This window comes from Acinetobacter sp. CAU_H_29a_1 (genome assembly GCF_058599505.1).
In genome coordinates, this window is record NZ_CM178655.1 from 3,451,677 (window position 1) to 3,469,443 (window position 17,767).

19 protein-coding genes are annotated in these 17,767 nt (G+C 45.7%); all 19 read right to left on the minus strand.

What is annotated here, in order from left to right; genetic code table 11:
* Positions 1-15 precede the first annotated feature (15 nt).
* Positions 16-1,236: a beta-ketoacyl-ACP synthase gene (locus tag AC4MDD_RS17320; protein WP_491882079.1), complete on the minus strand. Its 1,221-nt coding sequence runs from the start codon at positions 1,234-1,236 to the stop codon at positions 16-18.
* Complete coding sequence (locus tag AC4MDD_RS17325; RefSeq protein ID WP_159126981.1) at positions 1,236-1,961, minus strand: 3-ketoacyl-ACP reductase FabG2; 726 nt, start codon at positions 1,959-1,961, stop codon at positions 1,236-1,238. Before AC4MDD_RS17325 ends, AC4MDD_RS17320 begins: the two co-directional genes overlap by 1 nt.
* A complete protein-coding gene (locus AC4MDD_RS17330; protein WP_159126980.1) occupies positions 1,958-2,395 on the minus strand; it encodes a hotdog family protein in 438 nt (145 codons plus the stop codon). The genes AC4MDD_RS17325 and AC4MDD_RS17330 overlap by 4 nt, the downstream gene beginning before the upstream one ends.
* On the minus strand, positions 2,392-3,588 hold the full coding sequence (locus AC4MDD_RS17335) for a beta-ketoacyl-[acyl-carrier-protein] synthase family protein (protein WP_491882080.1): 1,197 nt from the start codon (positions 3,586-3,588) through the stop codon (positions 2,392-2,394). The genes AC4MDD_RS17330 and AC4MDD_RS17335 overlap by 4 nt, the downstream gene beginning before the upstream one ends.
* A complete protein-coding gene (locus AC4MDD_RS17340) occupies positions 3,581-4,138 on the minus strand; it encodes a DUF3261 domain-containing protein (RefSeq protein WP_491882081.1) in 558 nt (185 codons plus the stop codon). The genes AC4MDD_RS17335 and AC4MDD_RS17340 overlap by 8 nt, the downstream gene beginning before the upstream one ends.
* Entirely contained in the window at positions 4,128-5,429 is a 1,302-nt protein-coding gene (locus AC4MDD_RS17345; protein WP_491882082.1) for an NAD(P)/FAD-dependent oxidoreductase, read from the minus strand. The genes AC4MDD_RS17340 and AC4MDD_RS17345 overlap by 11 nt, the downstream gene beginning before the upstream one ends.
* Before the next feature lie 18 nt (positions 5,430-5,447).
* Positions 5,448-7,772 carry an MMPL family transporter gene (locus AC4MDD_RS17350; RefSeq protein WP_491882083.1) on the minus strand — a complete coding sequence of 775 codons (2,325 nt, stop codon included), beginning with the start codon at positions 7,770-7,772 and terminating at the stop codon, positions 5,448-5,450.
* Positions 7,747-8,337, minus strand: a complete 591-nt coding sequence (locus tag AC4MDD_RS17355) for a LolA family protein (RefSeq protein WP_491882634.1) — start codon at positions 8,335-8,337, stop codon at positions 7,747-7,749. The genes AC4MDD_RS17350 and AC4MDD_RS17355 overlap by 26 nt, the downstream gene beginning before the upstream one ends.
* A gap of 58 nt (positions 8,338-8,395) precedes the next feature.
* On the minus strand, positions 8,396-8,815 hold the full coding sequence (locus AC4MDD_RS17360; RefSeq protein ID WP_491882084.1) for an acyl-CoA thioesterase: 420 nt from the start codon (positions 8,813-8,815) through the stop codon (positions 8,396-8,398).
* Positions 8,816-8,824: 9 nt separating this feature from the next.
* Positions 8,825-10,357, minus strand: a complete 1,533-nt coding sequence (locus AC4MDD_RS17365; RefSeq protein WP_491882085.1) for an HAL/PAL/TAL family ammonia-lyase — start codon at positions 10,355-10,357, stop codon at positions 8,825-8,827.
* Positions 10,358-10,362: 5 nt separating this feature from the next.
* Positions 10,363-11,277 (minus strand): lysophospholipid acyltransferase family protein, encoded by a 915-nt coding sequence (locus AC4MDD_RS17370; RefSeq protein WP_491882086.1) that lies wholly within the window; start codon positions 11,275-11,277, stop codon positions 10,363-10,365.
* A gap of 17 nt (positions 11,278-11,294) precedes the next feature.
* Positions 11,295-12,029, minus strand: a complete 735-nt coding sequence (locus AC4MDD_RS17375) for a glycosyltransferase family 2 protein (protein WP_491882087.1) — start codon at positions 12,027-12,029, stop codon at positions 11,295-11,297.
* A gap of 14 nt (positions 12,030-12,043) precedes the next feature.
* The gene (locus AC4MDD_RS17380; protein ID WP_491882088.1) at positions 12,044-13,705 is read right to left on the minus strand and encodes an ApeI family dehydratase; all 1,662 of its coding nucleotides are present in this window, start codon (positions 13,703-13,705) and stop codon (positions 12,044-12,046) included.
* A 77-nt stretch (positions 13,706-13,782) separates the two neighbouring features.
* Positions 13,783-14,337 (minus strand): COG4648 family protein, encoded by a 555-nt coding sequence (locus AC4MDD_RS17385; protein ID WP_490747201.1) that lies wholly within the window; start codon positions 14,335-14,337, stop codon positions 13,783-13,785.
* The gene (locus AC4MDD_RS17390; protein WP_419380898.1) at positions 14,334-14,582 is read right to left on the minus strand and encodes an acyl carrier protein; all 249 of its coding nucleotides are present in this window, start codon (positions 14,580-14,582) and stop codon (positions 14,334-14,336) included. Before AC4MDD_RS17390 ends, AC4MDD_RS17385 begins: the two co-directional genes overlap by 4 nt.
* A gap of 9 nt (positions 14,583-14,591) precedes the next feature.
* Entirely contained in the window at positions 14,592-14,852 is a 261-nt protein-coding gene (locus AC4MDD_RS17395) for a phosphopantetheine-binding protein (RefSeq protein ID WP_005012584.1), read from the minus strand.
* Positions 14,836-15,648, minus strand: coding sequence for a lysophospholipid acyltransferase family protein (locus AC4MDD_RS17400; RefSeq protein ID WP_419380899.1), 813 nt, complete (start codon positions 15,646-15,648; stop codon positions 14,836-14,838). The genes AC4MDD_RS17395 and AC4MDD_RS17400 overlap by 17 nt, the downstream gene beginning before the upstream one ends.
* Positions 15,642-16,262: a beta-ketoacyl synthase chain length factor gene (locus tag AC4MDD_RS17405; RefSeq protein ID WP_419380931.1), complete on the minus strand. Its 621-nt coding sequence runs from the start codon at positions 16,260-16,262 to the stop codon at positions 15,642-15,644. The genes AC4MDD_RS17400 and AC4MDD_RS17405 overlap by 7 nt, the downstream gene beginning before the upstream one ends.
* 144 nt (positions 16,263-16,406) lie before the next feature.
* Positions 16,407-17,324 (minus strand): LysR family transcriptional regulator, encoded by a 918-nt coding sequence (locus tag AC4MDD_RS17410; protein WP_078389415.1) that lies wholly within the window; start codon positions 17,322-17,324, stop codon positions 16,407-16,409.
* Positions 17,325-17,767 lie beyond the last annotated feature (443 nt).

Genomic DNA, 17,767 nt, shown 5'->3' on the forward strand with positions numbered 1-17,767 from the left:
TCTACCCTTATCTTATTAGACACGTTTAAAAATCAAGGAGGTATTAATCCCCCCAAAAGCAAAATTGTTGCTCATCATAATTTGCGTTTCTGCTGAACGCATATCTGAAACGATATAATCCAGATCGCCACAAGCGCTGTCAATCTGATCTAAATTCAGCGTAGGCACCAGCTGATTGCGTCGCATCATTTCAATACTCAGCCATGCCTCAATGGCGCCGCACGCCCCGAGCGTATGGCCAAAATAACTTTTTAATGAGCTCATCGGTTTTTTACCCAAGATCCTCGCGGTGGCTTGTGATTCAGCAATATCCCCTTGATCAGTTGAAGTGCCATGCGCATTGACATAATCAATATCCGCGGCAGTAAGCTGTGCATCTTTCAATGCCAACTGCATACAACGTCCCATCATTTCGGAATCAGGTCGAGTCACATGCTGACCATCAGTATTGCTGCCATAACCGACAATCTCGGCATAAATGGTGGCACCGCGCGCTTGAGCATGTTCATATTCTTCTAAAATTAAACAGCCTGCCCCTTCACCGACCACCAAGCCATCGCGGTCTGCATCAAACGGGCGCGGCGTTGCCTCAGGTTGGTCGTTTTGCATACTGGTTGCTAACAACACATCGAACACGGCTGAACCTGCGGCACTGAGTTCTTCTGCCCCACCTGCGATCATCACGGTTTGTTTGCCATATTTAATCGCTTCATACGCCTGACCAATGGCCATGGAACCCGAAGTACAAGCACTTGAGGTTGGCAGCGTTAAACCTTTTAGGCCAAAATATACCGTCATATTGACTGCACTGGTATGCGACATCATACGGATGTAGGTCGTGGCATTCAGTTGACTCATATTGTGCTCAATCAACATAGAGCCAAACTCACGTACAGCATCTACACTGCCCGCAGAGGAACCAAAAGCCACGCCTGCATCACCACTTTTTAAGATATCGGCATGCAGTAAGCCTGCATCTTCCAATGCTTTTTCAGCACATACAGCAGACATTAAAGCAACACGTCCCATGCCACGGGTCACTTTACGGTTAAAATGTTTGGGTACGGTAAATGACTCAACAGGGCCAGCCAATTTACTGCGTAAATCAGGATAAATTTCCCAGTCAGGCATATAGCGAATGCCACTTTTACCTTGTGCAAATTGCTCAAAAATTTGTTCTGCGGTTTCACCCAAAGAGGTAATCCCAGACATGCCTGTCACAACAACACGTTTCATTAGATTAAGCCTCCATTGACTGAAATCACTTGGCGAGTGATATAACTGGCATCATCACTACACAAAAATTTCACAGCTTTTGCAACTTCTTCCACCTGCCCCATGCGTTGCATCGGAATCATTTTCAAAGCATGTTCCTTTACTTCTTCGCTCACCATTTCAGTTTCAATCAAGCCCGGAGCCACACAATTCACCGTGATTTTACGTTTTGCCAACTCGAGTGCGAGTGCTTTGGTCGCACCAATCAAGCCTGCTTTGGCAGCACTATAGTTCACCTGACCACGATTCCCCATGATTCCAGACACTGAAGACAAGGTCACAATACGTCCGCCCTTTTTCAAGCGAATCATCGGCATCATCAGGGGTTTCAGCACATTATAAAAACCGTTCAGAGAAGTCGAAACCACGTCATCCCAGTCTTCATCGGTCAATGCAGGAAAGGCGCCATCACGGGTCAATCCTGCATTCAGCACCACCCCATAAAAAGCACCATGCTGCGCAATATCTTGCTCCAAAATGGCAGTAATATTTTCACGATCATTCACATCAAACATCAACACATGGCTGTCTTGACCTAAGGCTTGAATCTCCTGTGCCACTGCTTCGGCTTCTGATTGTCTTGAGCGGGCATGTACCGTGACATCAAAGCCTGCCTTGGCCAACTCCAAAGCAATCGCTTTACCTATTCCACGACTCGAACCCGTGACTAAAATTCTTCTGCTCACACTAATTTTCCAATGATTTCATTCATATTTTCAGGCTCAAATACGCTCAACATGGCGCTGAACCGATGTTCTTGATATTCAATTTCACAATTAAACTGCCCCAAACCTTCATGCAGATAACTTTGTTCTACCCGAATCCGCACAGTTGCACCCAAACTAAAATAGGCACAAGGCAACTGCATTTTACGCGTTCCCAATAAAAAGCCAATTTTCGGTGGCAATCCTTTAGTTTGCCCTTTATGGCCTGCATAAGCACTAATGGTCTGCGCCATCAGCTCAATGCTGCTCCATGTGGGTAAACCTTCTGGCCCACAAAACATCAAATCAGGTGTGATGTGAAGTTCTGCAATCGCAAACTCATCATTGGCTTCAATCAAATGACTCACGAAAACCATCGGTTTTTCATGAGGAATAAACTGTACTGCATCCATCATGGCAAAGCCGTCCCAAAAATTAAGCTGATATTGCTGCCACCAAAAGCAAAAGAATTACTCATCGCATAGCGAATCGGTGCATCCAAATGTGGAACACGCACATAATTTTGCTCAGCCAAAGCATCGTCCAATTCACCTGCATGATGCAGCGGCAACCAAGATTGATCTAATAAAACTTGCTGACAAATAAAAGTTTCGATTGCACCCGCTGCCCCTAGACAATGCCCCGTTTTATGTTTGGTGCTGCTCAAGGCCACAGCTGCATCTGAGAAAACGGTCTGTACCGCCTTAATTTCCATCGCATCATTTTGCGGTGTGGAAGTGCCATGCAAATTTAAATAATCAATATCGCTTGCTTGCAGCTGTGCAGCGTCTAATGCTTTTTGCATCGCCTCCGCAGCCCCTTTCCCTTCTGGATGTGGTGCTGAAATATGCCAAGCATCCATTGACTCACCACTCGATAGCAACATTACAGGGGCTGGTGCTTTCGACAATAAAAACAGTCCTGCAGCTTCACCAATATTGATGCCGTCACGGTTGGCACCACAGGGCTGACAAATCCCGTTTGATAAGCTTTCTAAACTATCAAATCCATTTAAGGTCAGCTTGCATAGGGTGTCTATTCCACCGACTAAGACCGCATCAGCCAGATCTGCATTTAGCAGACGTTGCCCCACCGCCAACGCTTTAGCTGCCGAGGAGCAAGCGGTAGAAATGGTATAGTCAGGCCCTTCCCAGCCCAAATACTGTTGTAAGGCTTTCGCTAAACTGCCCATTTCTTGCTTTTGGTGCTGTACAGACTGTGGTGCTGACTGTTGAAACTGGACTTTTAAAACTGGTTCATTATCCGCGATGCCTGAGGTTGACGTGCCGATAATCACCGCAAGACGTTGTTTGGGAAACTGTGCGGTATAAGTTCGAATTTCGGTTTCAATTTGTGCCAAAGCCGTTAAAGCAAAGCGTAAATTCCGTGAGTCTGCACTGCTTAAGCTTGCAGGAACTGCTTGAAGCAAGGCTTGGTCAGATGCACCGACCCAGACCGTTCGCCCCGCGATCAGATCCTCTCGTTGGGATAAGGTATTTTTGGTGCTTGTTAAGGCATGTTGAAGCTCAGCGGCATTTTGTCCCAAAGCCGACAGCGCCGCACTGAACTGAATGCCAACAGCTGAAACATGCTGTAGTTTTTTAGTCATGATGGTCACCTTGATCATCTTCTAAAGTATTGCTCACCGCACTGATGACCATCTGATAAGGCACTTGCAAATTATCTAGCTCAATTGCCCCCTCATTTTGCTGAATTTTCAACACGGGCTGTTGCTGCATATAAATGGTATCGTCTTTCTGTACGACCTCATTTTGAGCGGCATGTAACGCAGCAAAATTGGGATAGGTCGCATACAGAATATCGCGCACCACATAATCAAAAGGCAATAACCTCATCGGCTCAATCCGCTGTTCAACGTCTACCTTTTGACCATCAAAACTGAGCTTGAATAACTGCTGTCCCGTAAGGCTAAGTGCCAGCATATCAAGCGACTGTCCTCGCTGTTGTTGGTACAGTAAAAAGCTGAAACTCTGGGTTTTCCACTGCACTTCAATTTGGTCTTGACGCTGGTAATTCTGCGCAGCCCACTGCGGAGTCGCGAGTCCCTGCGCTTTGGGAATCCAACTTTGACAGGCACTACAGAGCAGCGCACTGGCTAAAACCCAACTGACGGTCTTTAAACGCAGCTTAAGTTTCATCGGTCAGCGACTCTTTTTTAGGTTGTTCTTCTCGGCAATATTCGGCCAAAGTGCTCAAACGTTGCTTGGCATTGCGATGAATCGGGTTGCTCGTATCCCATGCATAACCTGCCAGTAAAGATGCAATCATACGGCGAATTTTTTCATCCTGCTGAGTCGAAAATACCACATCCTGAAACTCACCTGAATACCATGATTCGACATAGGCACGGAACACTTGAATGCCTTTACGTAGCGGCTTTTCATATTGCTCCATCCAGTCTACCGTCTGACCTTGCAACACTTGCTCGACCAATGGCACTGCTAGACTGGAAGATTTTAAGGCAATGGTTACCCCTGAAGAAAAGACAGGATCGAGGAACTCACCCGCATTGCCCAGTAGTGCATAGTTTTCAGATGCCAAGTGTTTCACATCGGCAGAGTAGCCCACCAAAGTACGTACAGGAGTATCATGTTTGGCATGACGTAACACATACGACAAGCTGGCATCATCCGCCAAAATACGTTTCTGCAAAGCTTCTAAGTCATAATCCGCACTGCCGTCATAACCGTATTTTTCAAAGAAATCTTGCTCCGCCACGATACCAAATGAAGAGCGTCCATCAGCAAAGGGAATCAACCAATACCACGCACGATGGTCTTTTTCATGTACGGTAATTAAGATTTTCTCACGGTCAAACTCAGGATCATCCAACAACCCATCTTCAATATGGGTAAAGACTGCACGGCGCACTGGAAAGTCCGACGGGCTTTCTAAGTCGAGAAACTTTGGCAAAATTCGGCCAAAACCACTGGCATCTAAGAGGAATTTGCCTTGAATTTGGTAGTTGTTGCCTTGCGCATCTTTCACCGTCAAAATCGGCTGTGTGGATGCGACATCGACCGCCAAGACTTCATGACCAAAACGGATATCTGCGCCCATTTTTTCAGCTTGCTGTGCCAAAAGCTGGTCAAAGTTGGCACGTCGTACCTGCCACGTGGTGCCTGGGCCTTCACTAAACTTTTGGGTAAAGTCATAAAAACTGCGCTGTGTGCCTCTTAAAAAAGCCGCGCCATTTTTAAACTGAAAGGCATATTCATCGGCATGTGCACGAACCGTATCCAACAAACCCGCTTCTTCCAAAAACACCATACTCTGCGGCAATAAAGACTCACCGATGGAGAAACGCGGAAAATATTGCTTTTCAATCACCGTGACCTGATGGCCTTTTTGGCGCAGCAAAGCTGCGGCCGAACTGCCTGATGGTCCCGCCCCAATAATTAAAACATCTGTCTGTTGCATGGTGCTCATTGCACTGTACCCTTTGACTCAGCTCTTTGGCTGATATTGTTGAACCACCACATGTTTTGCATCGGAGGATGTAAAAAGTGTGGCATAAATAAATGAAGAAATAACGCCCAGCAACACCGTTAAACCGAAACTGTGAATGGCGTAGGTATGACTGAAAGACAGCAAGCCAAAACCAAAGAACGTCGACATCATGCACAGGAACAGAGCCATACCCACTACCTGCGGGTGATCATGTCCGTGGCGGTAGAAAATCGCATAGTCCACCCCAATTCCAATGATCAGGAAGGTGCCCATAATGCTGAATAAATTAATCTCGACACCGAGCCAGGCTTGAATCGCAAACGTGGTCATTAGAGCCATACTGACAGGCAACACCAAAGGCAGAATGGATTTTTTGCCATAAAGTACCCCTAAGCCAATGGCTAAAATCAGCAAAGCACTCAGCAATAGCCACTGTGCTTGCACACGATGCTGTTTAAACAATTCAGACAGCTGATGAACGGGGCGTAACAGTTGTACATCCGCATCTTCAAGCTGTTGCACAGCGTGTACATCATGCACATTTTGCAGCATCACTAAACGTTGCGTCGGACTCATCTGCAAAAAATGCAGGGGATGATCTTTAAAGACTGCTTCGGTCAGCAACGGTTGGTCTTTTAAATGCGCTTGCCAGTTTAAAACATCGGCGGTATTGAACTGTAGTGCTTGCGCATATTTCACCAAAGCGGATTGAGGAATCGCCTGTAACATCGCGATATTGTGTTTTTGCTGCTCAAGCGAGGGAACCCACTGCCCTAAGGCTTGCACAGCATCCAACTTACCAGCCTGCTGCAAGGGCGTAAGCTCTGCCAACAGTTGCTGTTCATGCTGTTCTAACTCTGCTGGGGTTCTGCCCTGTACCACAAAATATTCGCTGCTTTGCTGTTGCATAAAACGCGAACGAATATATTGATCTTCCTGCTTTAAGGTGGCATCCATACTTTGCAAATTGCGGATGTCATCATTGCTTTTCAGGAGGACGAGGCTGCTGCCTGTCAGCAGTAGAATTAGTGCAATCATGCCATAACGCAGTGTATTTCGACTCTGCACATAACTGCGTGCTTTGCCAATAAAGCCCAAAGCACGTATCGCAGGTTCCGCATTCAGCGCAGGCAAACGTGGCAGTAATAAAATACTGGTCACCCATGCAGCACTCAATCCAACCATGGAAAAGACTGCAATTTGTTTAAAACCCGGAAATGGGGTAAAACTCAGCACCACATAGGCCAACAGTGTGGTCATCAACCCCACAAATAGACTCGGCAGCAATGGTTTTAAAACAGCAAATCCATCCACCTGTCGGTGCTGAGACTGCATGGCCATGAAGTAAAATGAAAAATCGACGCAGACCCCAATCAAACTAGCACCAAAGACCAGTGTCATCAGGTGAATTTCGCCGAAAACCCAATACGTCACCGCAAAGGCCACCAGACTGCCTGTGCCGACCGCAACCATTTCCGTTAGCATGGGTCTGATCGAACGGAAGCCAAACCAAACCAGCAGTAAAATTCCGATGGTCGAACCTACACCAATGGTCGAGATTTCCTCTTTTGCAGAGTTAGTGCCGAACTGTGCAAACAGCAGCGTACCTGTCCAGTGCGGTTTGACCTGCAACTGGCTAAACTGCGAATTGATATGTTGAATAAATGCAGCGGTCTGCTCTTGGTAGGCAATGTTATAGGGACTATTGTTAAGCTGAAGTACCATCAGGCGCGAGATGCCCTGCTCATCACGAATTGTGGCAAAGCCCTGCTCTAAATTGATATCGGCATTGCTTTGTAAAGCGCTTAAACCCACTGCATAACGCGGGAACAGCAGCAAGGGATCTTGCTTGAGCATTTCAGCCGTGATCGGCATGCCGGGACTCATCAGTTGCAATAAGCCTTGCTCTATCAGTGCGGCATCATCCTGCTCCTGCACCATCTGCTGATCGGTCTTGGATAATAGCCCTGCTTTGTGTTGATACAGCGCTTGGGCAAATTGATCAGGATCAAGCTGTGGACGAACAGGTAAAAACAGCTGACTTTGGTCGGCTTGGGTTTTGAGTGCTTGCGTTGCCTGTTCGAGTTGCTGATCCGTTTTGGCATCCAACACCACAAAAACTTTGTCATTTAACTGCTGACTCACATATTGCTGCGCTTGTTCCAGATGCGCATCTTGATGTGCCTCAGGCAGCAAAGCAAAAATATTGGTCTCAATCTTAATGCCTTTATTCAGCCAAGCCGCGCCCAGTGTCAAAGCAATGACACACAGCACCAACAGCCATAGGGCGCTAAATTTATTTTGCCAATTGGAAAAGCGCATTTTCCGCAGCCGTTAAAGTTTGAGGTTGAGCCGTTTGCTGGCTAAAACGAATGATGGTGCGATTATTGGCTTGTTCCAAAATCGTGATACGGTCCACATAACGCTGACCTTGGGCATCGACTTGGACAAAAAGCTTTTTAAACAGGCTGCTTTTCGGCGTTAAGCTGACATTCCACTGCGTCGGGCTGTAATTGGCAGACACCACATTAAAGTTTTTAGCGAGCGCCGCTTCGTTGCCCGACATCAACTGTAAAAACATTGTCGCTACAGAGCCATACGGAGTCTTATCGACTTCAATTTGACTGCTAGTCCGCTGTGTCTTTTGTACCAGCTTACGCGGTGTCACCACCAAATCGGCTTTGACTGGACTTTGAATCTGCCACAGCACGCCTTGGTTTTTGCTGAACAGCACCGTGCCTTTGGACACATAGGTTTTATTTAAAGAGGCCAGTTTTTTCTGTTGCTCAAATTGAGCACGCACCACAGGCATTGCACCGAGCTGAGCAAACACCTGCTTCAATTCAGTACTTTGTGCATTCGCTGCGGGAGCAAGCAAAGTCATCATACTGGCTGTACACGCAACCAAAATCGGCTTGGAAAATTTGTCTCGAATCATGCTTGCATTACTCCGCCTTAAACTCAGGCCATGCATTTAAACAGTCCAACAACACCTGTGGTGACTGGAAGCACATTTCACGTTTTTCAATGTGTACCGCCACTTGTGAAGTATAGCCCTTGGTCAGCTTTCTACCCGAAACCGCATCGAAAATCAGATATTCAATTTTTAGGCGGTTTTCCCATTCTTTTAAAATGGCACGCACGCGAATTTTTTGCTCAAACTCAATGCCTTGTACATAACGGACATAGCTTTCAATCACAGGCCATGCATAGCCTGAGTCACGCATTTGGTTATAGTTATAGTGAAATTGATCCAGCAGTTTACAACGTGCAATTTCAAAATATTTTAAATAATGCCCATGCCACACCACATGCATGGTATCGACATCATGAAAAGGCACTTCAATAATTACATCAGCATACATGCTCATTTCCTATGAATATTGAACAGCAATGCTGCCTAACAGTTCTAAATCCTCAAAGCGGTTGACCAGCATTTGAAGCTCATGTTGCAAAGGACGATCTTCCTCTACATAGGTGAAGCTCTGAAGCACCCAGTGTTGAAATGCTGTTAAAACAGGGCTGAGTTCTGTATCTACACCTTTGAGTTTGACCGCCTGAACTGCTGCACAACTGAGTGCTGCAATCACTTGTTCGGTCAGGGTAATGACACGACTGGCATCACGCGCAGCAATGGTGCCCATGCTAACTTTGTCTTGATTATGACATTCGGTTGAGCGTGAGAAAATTGACGCAGCGAGCGTCTGCTTCAAGGCTTCTGCTGTCCATGCTGAAACCCCGATTTGCACCGCTTTAAAGCCATGATTCAGCGGTAAACGCTCAGCACTTGAACCGGTTAAATTGCGTGGCAAGCCATTGTTCATTTTATAGTCCACCAACTGCGCCAATTGACGATCCATCAGGTCGGCAATATTCGCAATCATAATTTTCAGGCTGTCCATGGCTTGGGCAATATGTCCGCCATAGAAATGTCCACCATGCAGTACCCGCAGGTTCACAGGGTCAATCAATGGATTGTCATTGCTTGAGTTCAGCTCATTTTCAATAAACTGACGCAGCCACACTTTGGAGTCTTCAAACACCCCAATCACATGCGGTGCACAGCGTAGTGAATAACGGTCTTGCAGGCGTGAACTTTGGTGTTCGGTCTGCACTTCACTGTTTAACCAGTCACGTAACTGAGCTGCAATATGTTGCTGTCCCGGATGTGGTTTTTGTGCAAACAAGACTTCATCAAAATGGCTTGGATTCCCTTCTAAAGCCAATACATTCAATGCGGTGATCAAAGTACTGGCAAAAGAAATCTGTTCGGCTTTTTTATAATTCAGGCAAGCGATAGCAGTCATCACCGCTGTACCATTCATGAGAGCTAAGCCTTCTTTGGGACGCATCACCAAAGGCTGCACACCTTTTTCGGCATACACTTGCGCAATCGGCACGATCTGACCTTGATAGTACACATCGCGCTCACCAACCAAGGCCCCAGCGATATAAGACAAAGGCGTCAGATCCCCACTGGCACCAACCGAACCTTCCGAGGGAATCACAGGAATCACATCTTCATTCAACATCCAGACCAACCGCTGCAACAAGGCATGCGAGACACCCGAATAGCCACGTGCCAAAGAACATAAACGCACCGCCACGACAGCACGTGCTGTAATTAGGTCTAAGTTTTGTCCCATGCCACAGCCATGAAAACGCGACAAATGCAGCGGCAACTCATGCACTTGGTGGGCTGGAATTTCAACCAAGCACGAGTCGCCATAACCCGTGGTCACGCCATAAATGACGCCTTCGTCTTGCAACAGCTGATCAAGGAAATCTGCGCCACGTTGAATCAATGCTGTCCATTCAGCAGAGGTAGGCAATGCCACCTGTTTCTCTTTACGCGCTACAGCCACAACATCTTCAATACTGAGCGGAACTTCCCCAACAATTAACACAAAACTTATCCTTTATTCCAAAAATTATAAAAATTAAACCATTGATAGGGCGCACGTATGCAATGCTGTTCCAACAGTTCCACATACTGTCGTGTGGTCTGTTGCATGGCTTGTAAACGCTCTTTCCGCGGCCAATTTAACTGCTCCGCGACTTGATGAATATGCACTTCAAAATGTGTATTGACTCTATAGCAAAACACTGCCAACACAGGAGCTTTCAATAAACTGGCCAAAATCCACGCACCTTGCGGCCACAGCGCTTGCTCGCCTAAAAAAGCAACCGATTGTACCCGATCTGACTGCACGGGTACGCGGTCTGCTGCCACAATCACCCATTCACCCTGTTCCAATTTATCCTGCAAAATCAGTGCTGTTTCGATTCCTAGCTCATCCACCGAAACCAAATTAACATCGGCATGTTCATTCAGTTTTTTTAAAAATGCATTGAACTTGGTGGCATGTTTTTGATAGACCAACACATTAATTTTCTGCGGATGCTCTGCTTTGACGGCGCGCAGCAATTCAATATTGCCAAAGTGTGACACCACTATCACCGCACCTTTTTGATAGTGCGACCGAAAGTGCGCATGACCATGTAGCTTTAAGTTTTGCTCAGGAATATGCCCGAGCCAACCTTCAATTTTATCTAAAATACATTCGCCAAATTGCATCAAATGCGTATAGCTGTGCCAAAGCTGTGGCTCAGTCTGAAACGGCGACTGCGTACCTGCAAAATGATGCAGTTTTTTTAAGTACAATAGCGAAGCCTGACGCGCGGTATTGGAAAAGAGCCAGTACCATAAAATCACAAAGTACAAGATGACCCGACATAGCCAGCGCCCACCTAAACGGTAGAAACCCAGCATTAGCATCAGCGGCAACATCCCGCCACGCTCTTTCACGGCGCTCCATTTCTGCATATGCTTCTCTGACCGCCTTAGCCTTTGACTTTCTGATAAATCAGTTTGGGGAAACGCAGCAGCATGCCACCCAATAAGCGGCTATGCGCGCGCGCCATGCCCAGATTGTCACGCCAAACATCAAAATGCGAAATGCCGCCTTCAGGGTAAATCACATGCGTGGGCAGATTGATAAACGATACATTGTCCCATTTCAAACGCACCAAAATTTCCGAGTCAAAGCCCATCCGCGGTTGAAACTTGGCTGTATTTAAAATGTTCACCGTCTGCGCCATAGGATAAATGCGGAAGCCACACATGCTGTCTTTAATGTCAAAAGACAGGCTGTTAATCCACACCCAAATATGGGTTGCATAACGGCCATAGAGACGTTTTTTTGGAACAGTCGCATCAAAGATCGGCTGACCAATAATCATGGCTTCGGGATGCTGGATAGAGGTGTCTAAAAAGCGTTGCACATCCTGCCAGTCATGTTGTCCATCAGCATCTAGTTGCAAGGCGTGGCTATAACCAGATTGAAAGGCATGCTTGAGACCTGTGATCACCGCCTGCCCCTTACCTTGATTGTGGGTATGTTCAACCAAATCGGCCCTTGGGTAGTCATGCGCGAGCTGATGTAACACCGCCGTACAATCGGCATCACTGCCATCATTCACCATAATAATCGGCAACTCAAAAGAGCTTAAATGTGATAATAACGCGGCCAAATAATGCGGATGGTTATACACAGGAATCACAAAGCAGTGTTTCATTTTTGTCTCTCGGCTTAAACGTCTACAGGCACAGCAAACAGCAAACGTCCTGATGCCAATATTTTGTCATGATTTTTCAGCTCAAAGCTGACCTTATGCGCTTTACGGCTAAGCAGCAGTTCCACCGCTTGATAGGGTTGAATCAATCCCTGAAATTTTAACTGCTCAAAACCATTACACCACAGTAAATCCGCCCAGTTTTGTTTGGCAAAATGTTGAATAAATCCAATTTGCCCTACGCCCGGATAAATCGGAAAGTTAGGGAAATGCCCTTTAAAACACTCCAGCTCTGGAATAAATTCCAAAGCATAACTGATCTGCGTATCCTGAGATTGCTGCATCAACACCACAGGCAAGATCATCGGTTGAAAGAGTGATTTTAAATACTGTTGATTCAACTTCGATTGTGCATTTTGTGGCATTTGCGTTAAGAACCGCCACTGCCGCGGAATCGCAATGCTTTCCAGTTTTTGTTGTAATTGTTTTTTCAGTTGTGCAGTAAAGGCGGCTTTACCCTTTTCGGTGAGCAGTACCCTTGCCTCCTCGGTCAGCACCGCTACCACCGTCAAAATCTGGCGCTGTTCTTTTTCATGAATTAAAACATGACACTGCTGTATTTCGACCAATTCAGCGATTTTCGCTTCAATCGCATCGAGACTTAACCGCTTTTCTTCAAGTTTGACAATGCGGTCCAAACGTCCCAATAGCTGAAATGGACTTTTGAGATTATCTGCATCCACGAGCCGCACTTTATCCCCTGTCAAAATCCAATCCGCGCTAAAGGCATGATCAGTTTTAACGGCTAACTCTTGCTGTTCGGCACACTCGATTTCGACATTGGCGAAGGGTGTCCATAGCGCATCATCTGCCTGACGGTGAGCGATCCCGCCTGTTTCAGAACTGCCAAACACTTCGGTAATCGGACGGTTCAGCAAAGGACGCACACCAGCATCCAACTTTCCACCAGAAGAATAGACCATATGACAGTCTTGCAATACCACATCTGTGGTCCAGCGCTTCAGCAAAGCGGGGCTGGAAATCACATAATTAGGTAACTGCACACAGGTGATTTTCTTTTGAACATCAACCACATCTTCAGGGAAAGCCAGTTGTTTTTGATAGAAACTGCGTCCACTGGCTAAGGGCCACAACAACTTAAACAACAAACCATAAATATGTTGATGGCTCACCGTGGCAATCGCAACCGCTTGCTCAGGCAAATCAAAACTGGCTTCTAAACCACAGACTTCATTGAACAGTTGTTGCAAAGTGCGCGGAATCTTTTTCGGCTGCCCAGTTGAGCCCGAAGTATAAAAATACAACTGCGCCTGATTGAAAAAGGCCGCATCAAATTGAAGCTCGAAGGTTGTCGTTACTGTTGACGGCAAACGTTTTAAAAAGTAAATCTGCTGTTCAGCCAATTCTTTTTCTAAGTCGCTGACCCGATGCGGCGGCAATAGCACTTGTTTACCTGCTTGCAAGGCTGCAAACAACAATACTAAAAACTCATAACTGTCTTCTTGCCAAAGCGCCCATACCGGCTGTTCCAACTGCTGAATTTGCGCAGCCTGTTCAGCCACATCCAACCAAAAAGTGTGAAAGGACACAAAACTAGAGTCCGCCTGAATACACAAGGGACGTGATGAATGGAGATGGTGTTGAAAATGACAAGACATATAATTTGTTTTTAAAACCGTTTTTCTAATCGCGATAGTTCGAGGCCACTATTTCAGTTGCCCTGACGAAGATGCTGTTATTTCTGTGCCTGATGCAGTCGCTGCTGGCGTTTACGCAACACAAATTCACCCAGCAACAACCCACCCATCAAGACATAAGAGATCAAGCCGTTATACAGCACCCAAATCTTCATCGGTGCAAAGAAAACAGTGATCAGGGCAATGACCGCATTGATGCAGAAAAAACCACACCAAACTTTGGTCACTTGACGGGTCCATTCTACCCCTTCTTCGGGCAAATTAGGTTCTGCCAAACGTGCAAAACGTTCAATCATTGAAGGCGGTCGAATCAAGGTACTGGCAAAAATAAATAGTGCCCCGAGACTCATAAAGACAGGATAGAGTTTAAGCCACGCATGATCTTTTAAAATCAAACTCAGCCCGCCACATAAAATGGCAAAACCCGTCAATGGCCACAGCAAGGCATTGCCCTTACTCAATAAGCGCAGGATGCCTAGCACAATCAGTACAGCACTGACCCAGACATACTGTCCATGCGCCAAAGCATAAGCTACAAAAAAAGGATAGAGGATCAATCCGACCCCTGCTATCCCTTTTAAAATATTGTTCATGCAGCAGACATATTCTGAATCACGAGCACCACATCTTGTACGGTACGTACATTTTTAAAGTCGTCAGGATTGACTTGTTTGCCTGTCAGCTCTTTAATTTTTACGACCAAATCAATGGCATCAATACTGTCAACATCGAGGTCTGAAGCTAAGTTTGATTCTAACTGCACATCTTCAGGCGCAATTTCAAACAGCTCTTCCATCCACTCACGTAATTTTTCTAACACGGTTTCTTGTGCAAGCATAGCAACCTCTTATGCTGTTTTCTGTGCTTCAACCAAAGCCACTAAGCTTTGAATTGATTTAAAATGTTCTTTGGTTTCTGCAGACTCTGCATTTAGATGAATGCCATAGCGCTTTTTCAATGCCAAACCCAGTTCTAAAGCATCAATCGAGTCCAAACCCAGACCATCACCAAACAAAGGGGCGTCTGTATCAATGTCTTCAATACGGATGTCTTCAAGGGCGAGGACATCAATAATCATTTGCTTTAATTCATCAGCAAGATTGCTCATTTACGGATAACTCTTGGTTAAAAAACCATTGTAATTGTTGATTTAATTGACGCACATTTTTGGGATTGACCGTTACATCATCCAATACGTCTTCCACTCGGATCGCATCCAACACTTTCACATGGATATGAAAAGGCTGTTCTGGAATGTGATACCACTTTTCATTTTTGGTCAGGGTCGATGGCGTGCAGCTAATCAGCACAGGGCGGATCGGCACACCTGCACGCAGGGCAATATTGGCCGCACCACGCTGAAAGTCATTCAGCTGCTCACCTTTGGCTGTCCGTGTCCCTTCAGGAAAGATCAACAAGGACGCCGCATGATCCTGCTGTAATTTTTGTACGCAGTCCTGAATAAATTGTTCAGAACCTGCATTTAAAATATAGCCTGCGCTTTGCACAGGACCTTTGGTAAAAGGATTCGACCACAGTGCCTGCTTGACCACGCAGTTTGCTTGTTCCATTAAACCAATTAAAACCACCACGTCAATCAGTGTCGGATGATTGGCAATCACCAACTCTTGTTGACTGTGCTGTAGTTTGTCTAAACCTTCAACCGTATAGGTCATAATGCCCAGTTTCACCATCATTTCGGTAAAACCTTTAAAACTGTGTTTAATCACCTTTTGAGTACGCTGCTTTCGCAGCTCAGGGTCTGCTGAACTCAGCTTGACCAAGGGTGCAATCAAACCACCAATCGCCACGCCGCCTAAGCCAAAGCTGGCAAAACTAAACCCTGTCGCTCCAACACGCCAGACATAGTTTGCTTTCTGCTTGATTCGGTTTAAGTTCAGCATTTCGTCCACGCTTCAGATTCAGTTTGCTCAGGATTATTCCAAAATGCGTTAAATGCCAAAGCCTGCTGATAGGCTGGCGTTGCATCCGTATGCTTTGGCGTCAACATCAAGTTGGCAGGCGCTAATGAAATCATCGTGGCCATCGCAAAAGCAGCAAATGGCTGATGCTCGGCATAAATGTCTGGCAAGGCTTCATCATAATACACCAGCAAAACCTGACGAGCTTCTGGCCTTGTTTTTAGCCACGCATAGGCTTCAATCAGTCCATCATTCCACGAACCCGCCAAACTGGTCGCAGGTGTCGCATCCTGACATAAAATAGAATATAAGCCCGAAATTGCATTATGTACTGAGGTTGAAAATTGAGTCGGTGAAGGGGTTTGCTCGCGTAACACATCTTCTAAAATATTCAGTGTTTTTGCTTCATCGCCATATTGCGACACCCAAACAATATAATCGACCTTGCGGGTGGCTAAAGTCTGCATTGCGCTATTCAAAGCCAGCTTTGCCAGACGCGATAAGCGTCGGCGTTGCATCGCAGGAATGTGTTCTATAGCTGATAATTCTTGATCAACCAAGCTCATATTCAAGCGGGATACGTGGAGTTGCATCATCATGATCAGTGTTTAAAAGTTGATAAATTATCAGGCGCGCAATTATAGCACTGAGCCACATTTTTCACAAAAAATAACAAGCGCTGATATGTTCAAAAAAGGAGGATACAGCAACACTGATCCTCCTCCATAAAATAAGAGTGACTAGAGGTAATATTGCGTTCTTTTTTTGGCAAATTTATCCAATTGTTTTAAAAAGCCTTCGAAATAATCTTTCTCTTTTTCCTCAGTGCGATAGCCTGCATAAAGAGTCCTACGCAAACCTTCAGGCGCTACGCAGTCCAAACGACGCGAAGTCACCCAACCCTTTTGTTCATATTCGTTCACCACCCAATCGGGTAATGCCCCTATACCACGCCCACTGGCTACCAGCTGAATCAGCATTTGGGTGAGGTCGGTGGTGCGGATCTGTTTCGGCAGAATATTGGCCGGAATAAACAGACGCGACATAATATCTAAACGGTGCTTATCTACTGGATAAGTCACCAAGGTTTCTTCTGCAAGTTCTTGCACGGTAATATCTTTGGCACGAACCAAAGGATGGGTGTTGGATAAAACCAAACGCGATTCGTACTCAAAAATCGGGAAATATTCCACCCCTTTTAACGCAATCGGGTCGGCCGTAATTAATAAATCAAATTCACCTGTCTGCAATAACTCATGCGGATTGGCCTCAAAACCTGAAGCGAAGTCCAGATCAACATCTGGATACTGTTGGCGATATTGATTTAACAACGGCATTAACCAATCGAAACAGCTATGACACTCGGAGGAAAAAGTAATTCGTCCAGTTTGACCATGCACAATACGGGTGATGTCGCTTTGTGCAATTTGTACCTGCGGCAATACTTCATCCGCTAGTTTTAATAAACGCTGTCCAATATTAGAAAAGCTAACTGGACGGCTACGACGGTTCACCACCTCTACCCCAAACCATTGGTCTAACTCACGCAACTGGTGTGATAAAGCAGAAGGCGTTAAGCATAGGTCTCCCGCAGCAGCCACCAATGAGCCATGCTCTCTTAAAGCGGTTAAGGTTTTTAAATGGCGGAGTTCTAACATCTGGCACAGCCCAATTTTTTAATCTTGATGAATACGGTATAGCTTAACCTATAAAAGCCACATTTGATTATTTTTTCTCATCTTAATTTCTACTTAATTAGTTTATTTCACTTTAATATTTATGATCCACAACGAAAATATTCGCCCAATTTACAGAAAATGAAAAATTTAAGCATTTAAATTCATAATCTTCATGATCCGTGCATGAGCGCTAATCGAAGTAAGGCTTTCTTTTATAACTGTGGATGACTTTTAAGACTATCTCTTGGTCATGCCTAGGTTGAAGCGTGATCCCTTCAGTTTTTGAGAGGTACAACGACCGAATCCAGCCCACCAACGGTCCTATTTAACTCGTGGCTATGCATCGAACTCTTGTGATATCTCTACTTTGATATAGCGAAATCATTTGACAGCAAGCAGCATGCTCTTGTACCTGAGTTAAA